At 63.5% G+C, this 13494-nt stretch carries 13 protein-coding genes; 11 read left to right on the forward strand and 2 right to left on the reverse strand.

Features of this window, described 5'->3' with window-relative positions; all coding sequences use genetic code 11:
- Positions 1 to 17: 17 nt before the first annotated feature.
- The 9 genes from RFN30_RS13585 to RFN30_RS13625 all read left to right on the forward strand — a co-directional run bounded on the left by RFN30_RS13585 (position 18) and on the right by RFN30_RS13625 (position 8289).
- The gene (locus tag RFN30_RS13585) at positions 18 to 1076 is read left to right on the forward strand and encodes an ABC transporter substrate-binding protein (RefSeq protein ID WP_320262597.1); all 1059 of its coding nucleotides are present in this window, start codon (positions 18 to 20) and stop codon (positions 1074 to 1076) included.
- A gap of 27 nt (positions 1077 to 1103) precedes the next feature.
- Positions 1104 to 1973 carry an ABC transporter permease gene (locus RFN30_RS13590; protein WP_320262598.1) on the forward strand — a complete coding sequence of 290 codons (870 nt, stop codon included), beginning with the start codon at positions 1104 to 1106 and terminating at the stop codon, positions 1971 to 1973.
- Positions 1973 to 2761, forward strand: coding sequence for an ABC transporter permease (locus RFN30_RS13595; RefSeq protein WP_320262599.1), 789 nt, complete (start codon positions 1973 to 1975; stop codon positions 2759 to 2761). The genes RFN30_RS13590 and RFN30_RS13595 overlap by 1 nt, the downstream gene beginning before the upstream one ends.
- Positions 2761 to 3858 (forward strand): ABC transporter ATP-binding protein, encoded by a 1098-nt coding sequence (locus RFN30_RS13600; RefSeq protein WP_320262600.1) that lies wholly within the window; start codon positions 2761 to 2763, stop codon positions 3856 to 3858. The genes RFN30_RS13595 and RFN30_RS13600 overlap by 1 nt, the downstream gene beginning before the upstream one ends.
- Positions 3859 to 3941: 83 nt before the next feature.
- Positions 3942 to 5021: a Gfo/Idh/MocA family protein gene (locus tag RFN30_RS13605; RefSeq protein ID WP_320262601.1), complete on the forward strand. Its 1080-nt coding sequence runs from the start codon at positions 3942 to 3944 to the stop codon at positions 5019 to 5021.
- A gap of 51 nt (positions 5022 to 5072) precedes the next feature.
- A complete protein-coding gene (locus tag RFN30_RS13610; protein WP_320262602.1) occupies positions 5073 to 5987 on the forward strand; it encodes a sugar phosphate isomerase/epimerase family protein in 915 nt (304 codons plus the stop codon).
- Positions 5988 to 6008: 21 nt separating this feature from the next.
- Entirely contained in the window at positions 6009 to 7106 is a 1098-nt protein-coding gene (locus tag RFN30_RS13615) for a fatty acid desaturase family protein (RefSeq protein WP_320262603.1), read from the forward strand.
- A 28-nt stretch (positions 7107 to 7134) separates the two neighbouring features.
- Positions 7135 to 7449 (forward strand): MocE family 2Fe-2S type ferredoxin, encoded by a 315-nt coding sequence (locus tag RFN30_RS13620; protein ID WP_320262604.1) that lies wholly within the window; start codon positions 7135 to 7137, stop codon positions 7447 to 7449.
- A gap of 36 nt (positions 7450 to 7485) precedes the next feature.
- Positions 7486 to 8289: a 3-methyl-2-oxobutanoate hydroxymethyltransferase gene (locus tag RFN30_RS13625; protein WP_320262605.1), complete on the forward strand. Its 804-nt coding sequence runs from the start codon at positions 7486 to 7488 to the stop codon at positions 8287 to 8289.
- Between the two features lie 83 nt (positions 8290 to 8372).
- Here RFN30_RS13625 and RFN30_RS13630 read toward each other — a convergent pair whose 3' ends face one another.
- Positions 8373 to 9878 carry an HAL/PAL/TAL family ammonia-lyase gene (locus RFN30_RS13630; RefSeq protein ID WP_320262606.1) on the reverse strand — a complete coding sequence of 502 codons (1506 nt, stop codon included), beginning with the start codon at positions 9876 to 9878 and terminating at the stop codon, positions 8373 to 8375.
- Positions 9875 to 10876, reverse strand: a complete 1002-nt coding sequence (locus RFN30_RS13635; RefSeq protein ID WP_320262607.1) for an ornithine cyclodeaminase family protein — start codon at positions 10874 to 10876, stop codon at positions 9875 to 9877. The genes RFN30_RS13630 and RFN30_RS13635 overlap by 4 nt, the downstream gene beginning before the upstream one ends.
- 515 nt (positions 10877 to 11391) lie before the next feature.
- Between RFN30_RS13635 and RFN30_RS13640 the strand changes: the two genes are divergently transcribed.
- Both RFN30_RS13640 and RFN30_RS13645 read left to right on the forward strand, forming a co-directional pair.
- A complete protein-coding gene (locus RFN30_RS13640) occupies positions 11392 to 12378 on the forward strand; it encodes an ABC transporter permease (RefSeq protein WP_320262608.1) in 987 nt (328 codons plus the stop codon).
- An 86-nt stretch (positions 12379 to 12464) separates the two neighbouring features.
- Positions 12465 to 13490: a sugar ABC transporter substrate-binding protein gene (locus RFN30_RS13645; RefSeq protein WP_320262609.1), complete on the forward strand. Its 1026-nt coding sequence runs from the start codon at positions 12465 to 12467 to the stop codon at positions 13488 to 13490.
- Positions 13491 to 13494: the final 4 nt, after the last annotated feature.

Raw genomic sequence — 13494 nt, forward strand, 5'->3', positions numbered from 1 at the left:
ATGAGAGGAAAACAAACATGCGCATGCCCAGACTGACCGCTTTCGTGACGGCAACCGCCGTCTTCGTTTCAGCCCTGGCCGCCCAGGCCGCCGAAGAAGTGCATGTGCTCAACTGGAAGGGCTATGGCGCCGACGAGCCGTGGGCGGTCGCCAATTTCGAGAAGGCGACCGGCTTCAAGGTGGTCAACGACTTCTTCAACTCCGAGCAGGAGATGCTGACGAAGCTGAGGACCAATCCCGGCCTTTACGACGTCGTCATGATCAACGCCGCCTTCAACGACCAGGCGATGGCCGGCAAGCTGATCCAGTCTATCGACGTTTCGAAGCTCTCCAACTATGCCGATATCGCCAAGGACAAGGCCGGCTCGCCGATGCTCAACCATGACGGCAAGGTCTATGGCGTGCCGTGGGTCTGGGGTTTGACGGCGGTCGCCATCAACGAAAAATCCTTCGACAAGCCGCCGACGAGCATCGCCGAAATGTGGGATCCGGCGCACAAGGGCCGCGTCATCATCCGCGACGACGCTGTCGAAGCGGTGCAGTTCGGCGCCATCGCAAGCGGCCAGAACATCAACGACATCAAGGACATGGAAGCGGTCAAGGCGAAGCTCACATCGCTGATGCCGCAGATCAAGACCTTCTGGAGCTCGGAGAACGACTGGAACCAGATGGTCGCCTCCAACCAGATCGACATCGGCACCTATTGGAGCGGCTCGGCCGATCGCGCCAAGACGCATTTCAAGCTGCCGGTCTCGCTTGTCATCCCGCAGGAGGGTGCCGTCGCCTGGCTCGACGCCTTCTCGATCCCTGTCGGCTCCAAGAACGTCGCCGGCGCCGAAGCCTTCATCAACTACATGATCGACCCGAAATTCTACGTCGAATGGGTCACCAAGGTCGGCGCGCCGGTCTCGGCCAACACCAAGGCGGTCGAGGCGTTGCCTGAGGATGCCTTCAACCGCAAGGTCATGGGCAACCCCGAGGTCGCCAAGCGTATCCAGTTCCAGGCGCCGATCACCGACGAGCAGCGCGAGAAATACCTGGCGCTGTGGCAGGAGCTGAAGGTCAACGTGAAGTAACAGCATCGCTCGGGGAGGAGAGGCAAAATGGCTGAGCAGCTCGCGACCGGTTCGCGCCGCGGACTGAAGCCGGCCCTGCCGCTTCTCCTTCCCGCCTATCTGTGGCTGACGGTGGCGATCTTCCTGCCGCTGTCGGCCATGGTGTTCTTCTCCTTCATGACCGACCTGCCGCTGGCCGGCAAGGAATGGGCGTTCACGCTCGGCAACTACGCAGCCTTCTTCTCGCAAGGTATCTACTCGACACTGCTGTTTGCCTCGTTGCGGCTCGGGCTCGAGGTTACGCTGTGGTGCGTGGTCATCGGCTATCCGGCGGCCTATGTGCTGGCGAAGGTCTTGAAGGGGCGCAGCCGCGAGGCGATCTTCCTGCTCGTCATCCTGCCGTTCTGGTCGAACGGGCTGGTGCGCATCTTCTCCTGGGCGATGGTGCTGCGCGAAGGCGGCATTCTCGATACGGCGCTGAATGCCGTGCTGCCGTTCAAGATCAACATCGATCTGATGTATTCCTATCCGGCCGTCATCATCGGCCTGGTGCACTCCTATGTGCCCTACATGGTGCTGACCTGCTATCTAACGCTGCAGGCGATCGACGACTCGCTGATCGAGGCCGGGCGTTCGCTCGGCGCTTCGCGGCGGCAGGTGTTGTGGCGGGTGATCATCCCGCTGTCGATGCCCGGCCTGATAGCGGGCTCAGCGCTGATCTTCGTGCCGGTCGTCGGCTCCTTCATGGAGCCGCGCATCCTCGGCGGGCGCACCGGCACTTTCTACGGCACAATCATCGAGGACCAGTTCGTCGCGGTCTTCAACTGGCCGTTGGGTGCTGCGCTCTCGTTCATCCTGCTCGCCGTCGTGCTGGTGATCCTAGCACTCGCGGCACCGGTCTTGCGGAGGGCCGGCTGATGGCGACGACGCGCATTCTGGAATGGCTCGGGCGCTTCTACATCGCCCTGCTGCTCGCCTTCCTCTATCTGCCGATCATCATCATGGCGCTGATGTCGTTCAATGCCTCGCCTTTCTACCAGCTGCCGCTCGAATGGACGACGGACTGGTATGCTTCGCTCTGGCAGAACGACCAGCTGATCGCGGCGACCTCGAACAGCATCGAGATCGCCGTCATCACCACCGTCATCTCGACGGTACTCGGTTCGGCCGCCTCGCTGTCGCTCTACCGCTACGAGTTCCGAGGCAAGAAATTCCTGCAGGCGCTTCTGTTTCCCCCGATCGCCATTCCGTGGCTGATCACCGGCACTGCCATGCTGATCTTCTTCTTCGGTATCGGCATCGGGCGCGGGCTGGTGGCGATCCTGCTCGGCCATGTGGCGCTGGCGCTACCTTATGTCATCGTCGTCGTCTCCGCCCGGCTGCAGACTTTTGCGCCCGAACTGGAGGAGGCAGCGCGCTCTCTCGGCGCCAACCAGTGGCAGGTTACAAACCGCGTCACGCTGCCCTGGATCATGCCCGGCGTCATTGCCGGCGGGCTGTTCGCATTCGCCGTTTCGTTCGACCAGTTCGTGGTTTCGTATTTCCTGTCGACGCCTGGCCAGACGACGCTGCCGGTCGAAATCTATGCTGCGATCCGCAAGGGATTCACGCCAGAGATCAACGCGGTGTCGACGATCATCATCGTGGTGTCGATGGCGCTGATGCTGCTCACGGCGCGCTTCTTCAAATTCGGCGGAGAGAAATAATGGCAGGCGTCCAGGTAGCGAACGTCTCCCGCAGCTTCGGCGCGCACAAGGCGCTGGACGACGTCTCCATCGATTTTCCCGACGGCGGCTTCTACGCGCTGCTCGGCCCTTCGGGCAGCGGCAAGACAACGCTGCTTCGCCAGATCGCTGGTTTCGACTTTCCCGATACAGGCCGCATCGCCATCGGCGGCGAAAGCGTCGAGCGTGTGCCGGTCGAGAAGCGGCGCATCGGCATGGTGTTCCAGAACTATGCGCTGTTTCCGAACATGAGCGTTGCCGACAATGTCGCCTTCGGCCTTTCGGTGCGCGGGGAATCCAAGCCGGCGATCGCGGCCGAGGTGCAGCGCGCGCTCGATCTGGTCCAGCTCGGCAAGCTCGGCGGCCGCCGGCCGCACCAGCTTTCCGGCGGCCAGCGCCAGCGCGTGGCGCTCGCCCGGGCCATCGTCACCAAGCCGCGCGTGCTTTTGCTCGACGAGCCGCTCGGCGCGCTCGACAAGGCGCTGCGCGTCGACATGCAGATCGAGTTGAAGCGCATCCAGCGCGAGATCGGCATCACCACCATCTTCGTCACCCACGACCAGGAAGAAGCACTGACGATGAGCGACCGCATCGGCATCCTGCGCGACGGCCGACTGGTGCAGGAGGGGCCGCCGGAAGAGATCTATGACAGGCCGCAGAGCGAGTTCGCCGCGACCTTCCTTGGCGACGCCAACATCTTTCGCGGCAATGCCACAGGCAACGGAATCCGGCTGCCCGACGGGACGACGATTGCCGCCGCCTCGGGGCCTTCGCTGGCGGTAGGCGCCAAAGCGAGCTGCGCTGTTCGGCCGGAGCGCATCCAGATTTCGACCGAGTCCGGGAAATCTGCTTCAGGCAATTCCAACACGCTCAAGGGGCAGGTCTCGAAACGCATCTTTGCCGGCAACAACAGCACCTATTTCGTCGATCGCGATGGGCAGACGCTGAAGGTGATCGTGCAGAACACCGGCGCCGAGAGGTTGGCCGAGGGCCAGGAAGTGGTGCTGCGCTGGTCGCCGGAGAGCACGGTTCTGATCGCGCCGAGCTCTTCGACGCCTTCTGGCGGTCATCAAGGCTGATGGGAAATGATGGTGCAGGCCTTGGCTGATCGGCAGGCCATGGCGTTATATCCAGTCCTCGACGGGAGGAATGGATGCCCCGAATGGAGTTCGAGCCGGATGTAAAAGTTCGGGTCAGGGAATACGGGATCGGCTGTGTCGGCGCCGGCATGATCATGGCCGAATGCCATCTTGCCGCTTACCGCGAGGCTGGCTTTCCGGTTGTCGCACTTGCTTCGCGCACCAGGGCGAATGCCGAAAAGGTCGCCGCTCGCTGGGGCATCGAGACCGTTCACGATACGCCGGAACAATTGATCGAGGACGATCGCGTCGAGATCGTCGACCTCGCCTTCCCTCCCGACCAGCAGCCGGCGCTGATCCGCCATGCGCTGAAGCAGCCGCACATCAAGGCGGTCCTGGCGCAGAAGCCGCTGGCGCTGTCGGTCGAAGAAGCAGTGAAGCTGCGCGACGAGGCGGCTGCCTCCGGCAAGATACTCTCGGTCAACCAGAACATGCGCTACGACCAGTCGATGCGCGTTCTGAAGCAGATCATCGACAGCGGCGCGCTTGGCGAGATCGTCTTTGCCGAGATCGACATGCACGCGATCCCGCACTGGCAAACCTTCCTTGCCGATTACGACCGGCTGACGCTCGCCAATATGAGCGTGCATCATCTCGACGTGTTGCGATTTCTGTTCGGCGATCCCGATGAGATTACCACAATGACGCGCCAGGACCCGCGCACACAGTTTGAGCATACCGACGGCATCACCGTCTCGACCTTGCGCTTTCCGTCCGGCGTGCTTGCCGTGTCGCTTGAAGATGTCTGGTCCGGCCCGCGTGAGCAAGGCTATCGGGACGACCAGCACATCAACTGGCGTGTCGACGGCACCAAAGGTGTTGCCAAAGGCACCATCGGCTGGCCGAAGGGCGTCGCCTCGACGCTGACCTACGCCTCGACCGAGACGACAGGCGGCAAATGGGTCAGCCCAAGCTGGGAGACGATGTGGTTCCCGCATGCCTTCATCGGCGTCATGGAGCAGCTGCAATATGCGCTGAAGACCGGCACGCCGCCGGCGCTTTCCGTCGCCGACAACGTCAAGACCATGGCGCTGGTCGAGGCCGGCTATCGATCGATGGCGGAAGGCCGCACCATCAAGCTCTCCGAAGTCCGCGTCGACTGAGGCAGCCAAAAGGCACGACGACAGAATCGCTTACCCGGAGGAGTTCACCTCATGATGCAGGCAGGTATCTTCACAGGCTATTTCCCCTACGAGCTCGAGGAAGTCGCCAGGCGCATCCGCGCGCTCGATTTCAACACCGTGCAGCTCGACCTGCATTTCAAGGATATCGACCTGTCGGCCGGGCAGATCACCAGGGACAAGGCGAAGACGGTGCGTAACACGTTCCGCGACCACAATCTGCCGGTCTGCTGCGTGTCGGGCTACACCAACATCATCCATCCGGACAAAGCCGAGCGCGAGAAGCGGCTCGCCTATCTGAAGGAGATCATCCGCAATGCACGTCATTTCGGCAGTCCTTACGTGATCTCGGAGACGGGCACCTACAACACCGACTCCGACTGGGTGCATCACCCCAAGAACAAGACAGAGGAGGGGTTCGAGGAATGCCGCGCGGTGATCTCGGACCTTGCCCAGACGGCCTATGACCACGGCGCAGTTTTCTTGCTCGAAACCTATGTTAACAACGTCGTCGGGTCGGTCGAGGAGACGGTCAGGATGTTCGCTCAGGTCGACCATCCCGGCCTCGGCCTGCTGATGGATCCGACCAATTATTTCGAGGCGCACAACATCGACCGGATGGACCAGGTGCTGAACCAGGTGTTCGACACGCTGACCGACAAGATCAGGATCGCGCACGCCAAGGACGTGAAGCGCTCGGGCAGCGACAAGACGGAGAAGCATGCCGACATCGGCGACTCGGATGCGCATGAAGGGCTGACCTTCCGCGGCGTAGGCGAGATCGAACTGCCGGCGCCCGGACTCGGCTCGCTCAATTACGACCTCTATCTCAGGAGGCTCAGCGAGAAGCATCCGAATATTCCGGTGATCATCGAGCATCTGACAGAAGACGACGTGCCGCGCGCCAAGACATTTCTGGACGGAAAATTCCGCGCCAACGGCCTTTGAGCACCGACCGGGGAGGCAACCATGACGACGGCTGCCGGGACGAAGCGCGACTACAGCCTTGTCGGCGATAGCACGCGCAAGGCGATCGAGACCGGGCTCGCCTCGGCCGAGTGGTACCACACCGACGTGGCGCGCAAGTCCATGAAGGAGCTGATGCAGCGTTCCGACGGACCGGCAATCCGCGACACCATCATCTGGATCGCGGCGATCCTGGGCTCCGCCGCCGGCATCGTCTGGTTCTGGGGCACGTGGTGGGTCGTGCCGTTCCTGTTCGTCTATGGCGTGCTCTATGGCTCGTCGAGCGACTCGCGCTGGCACGAATGCGGCCACGGCACGGCGTTTCGCACGCGCTGGATGAATGATGTCGTCTATCACATCGCGTCCTTCATGCTGATGCGCAATCCGGTGCAGTGGCGCTGGAGCCACGCCCGCCACCACACCGACACCATCATCGTCGGGCGCGACGCCGAGATCGCGGTTATGCGGCCGCCGGACCTCATCAAGGCGGCGCTCGCCTTCACCGGCATCCTCGACTTCCGCTATTCGCTGCCGACGCTGGTGCGCCAGGCCTTCGGCAAGCTGTCGGACGACGAGAAGAGCTACATCCCTGAGATGGAGCAGCATAAGGCGGTGATCGCGGCGCGCTGGCACATGGTCGTCTACGCCGCGACGATCGCTGTTGCGATCGCGCTTAAATCATGGATACCGCTGGTGCTGATCGGCGTGCCGCGCCTCTACGGCACCTGGCACATGGTGATGACCGGCCTGCTGCAGCATATCGGGCTCGCCGACAACGTCACCGACCACCGGCTCAACACGCGCACGGTCTACATGAACCCGATCAGCCGGTTCATCTACTGGAACATGAACTACCATGTGGAGCATCACATGTTCCCGATGGTGCCTTACCATGCGCTGCCGAAGCTGCATGAGCTGATCAAGCACGATTTGCCGGAGCCGAACCCGTCGATGTGGCACGCCTATCGCGAGGTCTGGCCGGTGCTGCTCAGGCAGCTGAAATACGAGGACTACTACCTCAAGCGCGAACTGCCGCCGACGGCCAAACCTTATCGCGGCGAGTTCCACGAGCTCGATATAACGGCAGCGGCTGCTGAATAGGCGTCGCGCAGCAATCCGGAGAAAGACGATGGCGGAGTGGGTCGAAGCATGCGCGGTGGACGATGTGGATGAGGAGGACGTGATCCGCTTCGACCATGGCGGCCGCAGCTTCGCGATCTACCGCTCGCCCGACGACGAGTTCTTCGCCACCGACGGCTTCTGCACGCATGAAAAGGCGCATCTGGCCGACGGGCTGGTGATGGACGACATCATCGAATGCCCCAAGCACAATGGACGCTTCAACTACAAGACCGGTCAGGCCAAGGGCGCGCCGGTCTGCGTCAACCTCAAGACCTATCCGGTCATGGTCGAGGCCGGTAAAGTCTTGATCGAAATCGGCTGATCAGCCGCCCGCCACGCCAGGAAGGAACTGAATTCGATGAGCCGAAAGAGACCGACCGTCGCCGATCTGCGCGCCATGAAGGGCAAGCGGCAGCTGACCATGCTGCGCGTGCTGACGCTGGAAGAAGCCGAAGCCGCCGAGCGCGCCGGCATCGACATCGTCTCGGTGCCGCCGGAACTGGTGCTCAACCCGCAGTACCGCGACGCGGCACCCAGCCTCTTCACCATGCCGGGCGAGAATTTCTTCGAGATCGGTACGGCGGACGATTTCCTGCGCTGGGCCTTCCGGCTCTACAAGGCCGGCGCCGATGCGGTCTATTGCAGCGCCGGCTACGCCACGATCAAGCGCATGGCCGACGATGCCATTCCGGTCATCGGCCATGTTGGCCTCATTCCTTCCCGCGCCACCTGGACGGGCGGCTTCAAGGCCGTCGGCAAGACCGCCGACACGGCGATCAAAGTGTTTGAGGCGGTTCAGCAGTTGGAGGCAGCCGGCGCGATCGGCGCCGAGATCGAAGTGGTGCCGGTGGAGGTGGCGAAGACGATCTCCGAGCGCACCTCGCTGATCATGCTGTCGATGGGCGCGGGCACGGGCTGCGATGCCCAATACCTGTTTGCCGAAGATATCCTCGGCACCAATCGCGGTCACATGCCGCGCCATTCAAAGGTCTATCGCAACTTTGCCGCCGAATACGACCGGCTGCAGGCGGAGCGCATCGCGGCGTTTTCCGAATACGTCGCCGACGTCAACAGCGGCACCTATCCGGAAGACAGGCATATCGTGCATATGGATCCGGACGAGCTCGCCGCCTTCATGAAGAAGGTGGACGAAAAAGCCTAGAGCGTTGTTTTTACGCAAATCCGGACGGAGGGCTACGGCGAAGTCGCCGAGCCTAACCGTTACGCACTATTCCTGGAATTGCTCTAAACAAGCCGTATCTGGTGCAACGCAGGGCGCCAATATCCATCGGCGAGCACGGCGTGGAGCGCGTCGGCATTGGCTCCGAGCGGCCGGTCTTCCTCGAGCACCGGCACGTGGGCGCGGACAGCCGCGTGGATTGTTGCCGTGGCCGGAGCAAGCTTCAGCCCTTCGCGAAGGTCGGCGGCCTGCGCGGCGGCCATCAGTTCCAAGGCGATCAGGCGCCGCCACAGCACGATCATCTCGGCGCATTTGGCGACGGCAAGCGGCGTCTGTGTGGCGTGATCCTCCACGCCCTCGGACACGGGCAGGAAGTCGAGCATCACCGGATTGGCTTTGTGGCGGATGCCAGCCAGGATCGCCGTCACCGTCTTCTGCAGCGGCACGAAGCCGGCGGAGGCACCGCCGACGGGCGAAAGATATTTCGGCAGGCCGTGGCGGGTCGAGCCGGTGAGCTGGATGAAGCGGGCGGCGGACGCCGCCGCGCATTGGGCGATCGCCAGGCCCAGCGTCTCGAAAGCCAGCGCCAGCGAGGCGGTGTGGAAATTGCCGGTCGACAGCACGAGTGAGTCATCGGCGAGGACCAGCGGGTTGTCGGCAGCGGCGTTTAGCTCGATCTCGACCGCCAGCCTGGCGTGGTCGATCGCCTGGATCAGCGCGCCGTGGATCGAGGGCATGCAGCGGATCGACAGCGGATCTTGAAGCGTCGTCGGCGCGGGCGCCTCGTCGCGCGCGAGCAAGTCGCGCAACGCCTTTGCCGCCACCTGCTGGCAGGCGGCGGGTCGCGCGGCATGGAGGCGGGGATCAAGAATGGTGCGGTTGGCGCCAAGCGCTTCCATGGTGAGCGCCCCGGCCTGCTGTTGCTGTTCCAGAGCCGACAGCGCATCGGTCAGCGCCAGGGCGCCGGCGCCGACGGAGACGGCGGAAGCGTTGATCAGCGACAGGCCGTCCTTGGGCGCTAGGACGACCGGCGCAAGGCGCGCCATCGTCAGCGCCTTCGCCGAAGGCATGCGCCTGCTCTGATAGTCGGCATCGCCTTCGCCGATCAGCGTGTGGGCGACCGCCGTCATCAGCACCAGGTCGCCGGCGCCGATCGAGCCAAGCGAGGGCATCACCGGATGGACGCCGGCGTTGAGCAGATTGACGAGCGCGGTGAAGACATGCGGCGACAGTCCGGAGCCGCCTGCCGCGAGCATGGCGATGCGGGCGAACATTGCCGCGCGCACGAGCTGGGTAGGCAATGCGTTTCCCACCGCGGCGCCGCGTCCATCGAGAAGCTGGCGCTGGAAGGCGCCGGCATCGCCTTCGACCGTCGTGCCGAGATTGGCGCCCAGCCCGGTGTTCAGCCCATAGATCTGCTGGCCGTCGGCAGCGGCGGCGTCGAGGACCTGGCGCGCCTTGACCAGTCTTTCGATGACGGCAGGCGTGACTTCGATCTTACCCGCATTGCGCGCGACGGCGGCCACATCCTCGATGCTGACACCGGCGCCGGTGAGAACGAGCGAGGTCATGCGAAGCGCAACCTCTGGCCGATGCCGTGTTCCGCGGCTTTGGCCAGCATCGCCTTGCCGAGCGCGATATCGGAGAGCGAGAGGCCGCGATGCCAAAACAGGATCGTCTCGCCGTCGCTTTGCCGGCCCGCCTTGCGGCCGGCGGCGATCTGGCCGAGCTCGGCATGCAGCGTCGCCTCGCTCAGCCGTCCCGTCTCGACATGGGCGCGCAGCGAGCCGAACTTGCCGCCCTTGCACTGGCCCCAGTCGTCGACGACGATCTTTTGCATGATCTCGGTGAGCGAAAGCTCGACCGCGCTCATCGTGCCATAGGGTACGACCAGCGCCCCGCGCTTGATCCATTCGGTCTTGAGCAGCGGCTGCGGTTCCGGCAGCCGCGAGGCCTCGACAACGATGTCTGCGCCCTCGACGCAGCTCTTCCAGTCGGCCACGGCCATGACCGGCTTGCCGAGGTCGGCGGCAAGCTTCGCGGCGAAAGCGTCGCGGCTTTCCGGCCGGCGCGAATGGACGCGGATCTCGTCGAAATCGAAGAGGTGATCGAGCAGGCGCACGTTCCAGTAGGCGGTGCCGCGCGCGCCGATATGGCCGAGCACCTTGGACGACTTCTTCGCCAGATGCTTGGCGCCGATGGCGGTGACGGCGCCGGTGCGCATATCGGTGATGACGGTGGCGTCGAGGATGGCGCGCGGCGTGCCGGTGCGCGGATCGAAGAGGTTTAGGATGCCGAATTCGGACGGCAGGCCATGCAGGTAGTTGTCGACATAGTCGCCGACGATCTTCACGCCGGCCGCATCGAGCGGCGCCACATAGCCGCGCAGCACATTGAAATGGCCGTGGAAGGACGGGTCAGGCTCGAGGTGGACGCGCGGCTCGATCACCGTCTGGCCGTTGCCCTGGGCGACGAGCCCGGCTTCGACGGCGCCGATGATCTCGGCATCAGTCATGGCAAGAGCTTCAATGTCGAGAGCATTGAGGTAGTCGATATAGATCGGCTTCATGCATTTCCCTCGGCCGGCCCGCGCTCATCCATAACAGGCGGCGAGGCGACACGAAAGTTTGTTGGTTAAGTTCTGGACTGGTGCGGCCCTATGCTGTTCAACCAGCGCGTCATGACCGGCAGCTCCGACAACGAGGCCGTGTTCCAGCCGGCGACTTCGGCCCGGCGGTCGCGGCGTGTGCCGCTCATCGTCGCCGTTTGCCTTGGGCGCCGGGGCCACTCAGCGGACAATTGACATCGCTCCTGCCGCATTTTGCAGGCGTTAATTCCGTGAAGCGCGCTCGCTTCGAACGCGCTCTTCCGTGGGCCGTGCGATCCCTGCAACGAATTGCCAAAAGCCCAAGAGTTTCCGCCTATTGCGCCAGTTTCGGCAATCGATGCGTCCACTCGGCAAATAGTCGAAGAGGCACGGTTCTTGAACGTGGATTCATTTGACGAGCCGCTGTTGAGCCGATTAGCTTTCGTCCGGGATGGAGGCCCGGCAGGGCCTTTTCCATCGGGGCGAAAGACATAGCGATGAACGCGATCGGCTGGCCGAACTGGAGGCGCCTCAATCAAGAGGGCATCGTCTTTGCCATCGCCATCCTGCTGTTCGCCGCGGCCGCTATCGGCCTGCCGGGTTTCCTGACCGCCGACAACCTGGTCGCCATCGTCCGCTCGGTTTCCGTCCTGGGCATTCTGGCGCTCGGCATGGCCGTCGTCATCATCGGCCGCGGCATCGACCTGTCGGCGGTGGCGATCATGGCGATGTCGGTCGCCTGGTACCTGCAACTGCTCAACACCGGGACGTCCGATGGGCTGGCCTTCGCCTATGTGCTCGCCGGCGTGCTCGCCATCGGACTGCTCAACGGTTTCCTGGTTGCCTATGCCGATGTGCCGGCGATCTTCGTCACGCTGGCGACCGGTTCGTTCGTCTTCGGTTACGTTCGCTCGCAACTGATCACGCAGGATGCGGTGCCGGTGCCGCAAGGCCACTGGGTGGAGCTGCTCGGGGGATTGCGCTTCCTCGACATTCCGGTCGAGGTCTTCGTCTTTGCCGGACTTGCCTTCCAGGTCTTCCTGTTCCTGCGCTACACCAAATGGGGCCGCTTCATCTATTTCGCCGGCGACAACCCCGTGGCGGCACGCAACATCGGCATTCCGGTGCGGCCGATGCTGGTGCTGCGCTACGTGCTTTCGGCTTTTGTAGCGCTGGTCGCCGGCCTGCTGACGGCCGCCAGCCTGCATTCGATCAACACGCGCGTCGTCAATTCGACGCTGCTCTACGACATCGTGCTGGTGGCGGTGATCGGCGGCATCGGGCTGTCGGGTGGACGGGGAGGGGTGCGCAACGTGCTGGTCGGAGCCGCGCTGATCGGCATCCTGCTCAACGCCATGACCATCATCGATATTCCGCTGCTCTACCAGAACCTGATCAAGGCTGCGATCCTGCTCGGCGCCATCATCGTCGACGGCATCATCAATCCGCGCGACGAGCAGACCGCGCAGCAAGGCGACATTTAGAGCAGATGGGCTAGCCCATCTTGCTCTCGGGTACCCGGCCAAGTCATGCCGACCGGCCGGCAACAATCGAAACCAGAGGATGTGACATGAAACTGATCAGGACATTGATGGCGGCGGCCACGGCGCTTGCCGTATCGGCCTTCGTTGCTCCCAGCTTCGCCGCAGATGATCCGGGCCCAGCCGCCTATAGCAAGGCGCTGAACGACAAGCGCGTCATGCTGGTGCCGCTGGCGATGGGCTTCGACCTGGCTCAGGGCTGGGCGCATTACCTCAAGAAGGAAGTCGAGGCCTGGGGCGGCACCTTCGAGACGCGCGACCCGAACTGGGTCGTCGATGCCGGCGCGCAGGCGATCACCGACGCCATCGCTTCGGACACCAGGCCGGACGTGCTGATCATCCACGCCCCTGACCTCAACTCCTATTCCAAGCTGATGAAGAAGGCGCAGGCCGTCGGCACCTACGTGCTGCTCGTCGACAATCCGGCGAACTTCCCGGCCGACGCCTTCGTCGGCAGCGACTGGGACAAGCTCGGCCAGCTCGAGGCCGAGGCGGCGATCAAGGGCTGCGGCGACAATTCCTCCAAGAAGATCGGGCTGGTGCAGGGCGATCAGGCGAACTCGTCCAGCCTCTATCAATATGCCGGCATCATGAAGGTGCTGGAGAAACACCCCGACTTCCAGGTAGTGGCCAAGCCCGACTCCAACTGGGACGCTACGACGTCGCGCAACGTGACGACGACGATGCTGCAGCAACATCCCGACATCTGCTCGATCATCGACTTCTGGGACGGCGATGCCACCGGCGCTTCCGCCGCGATCCGCGACGCCAAGCTCGACGGCAAGGTGTTCCTGGTCACCACCGGCGGCGGCGAAAAAGCCGCCGACTGCGACAAGCTTCAGGACGGCACCTACGGCGCCGTGGTCATGACCGATCTTGCCCGCCAGTCGGGCGACATGAACGCCATCATCAAGTTCCTGCTGCAGAGCGGGCAGCCGGCCGGCACCTCGCACACCTACATCTACACGCTGGAGAAGGCGACGACCAAAGCCGACCTCAAGCCCGACAGCTGCTGGGACCTGAAGGCGTTGCAGGCCGAAGCGGCGGCACAGTAAGGCC

This window comes from Mesorhizobium dulcispinae (assembly GCF_033977345.1).
Lineage (GTDB): Bacteria > Pseudomonadota > Alphaproteobacteria > Rhizobiales > Rhizobiaceae > Mesorhizobium > Mesorhizobium dulcispinae.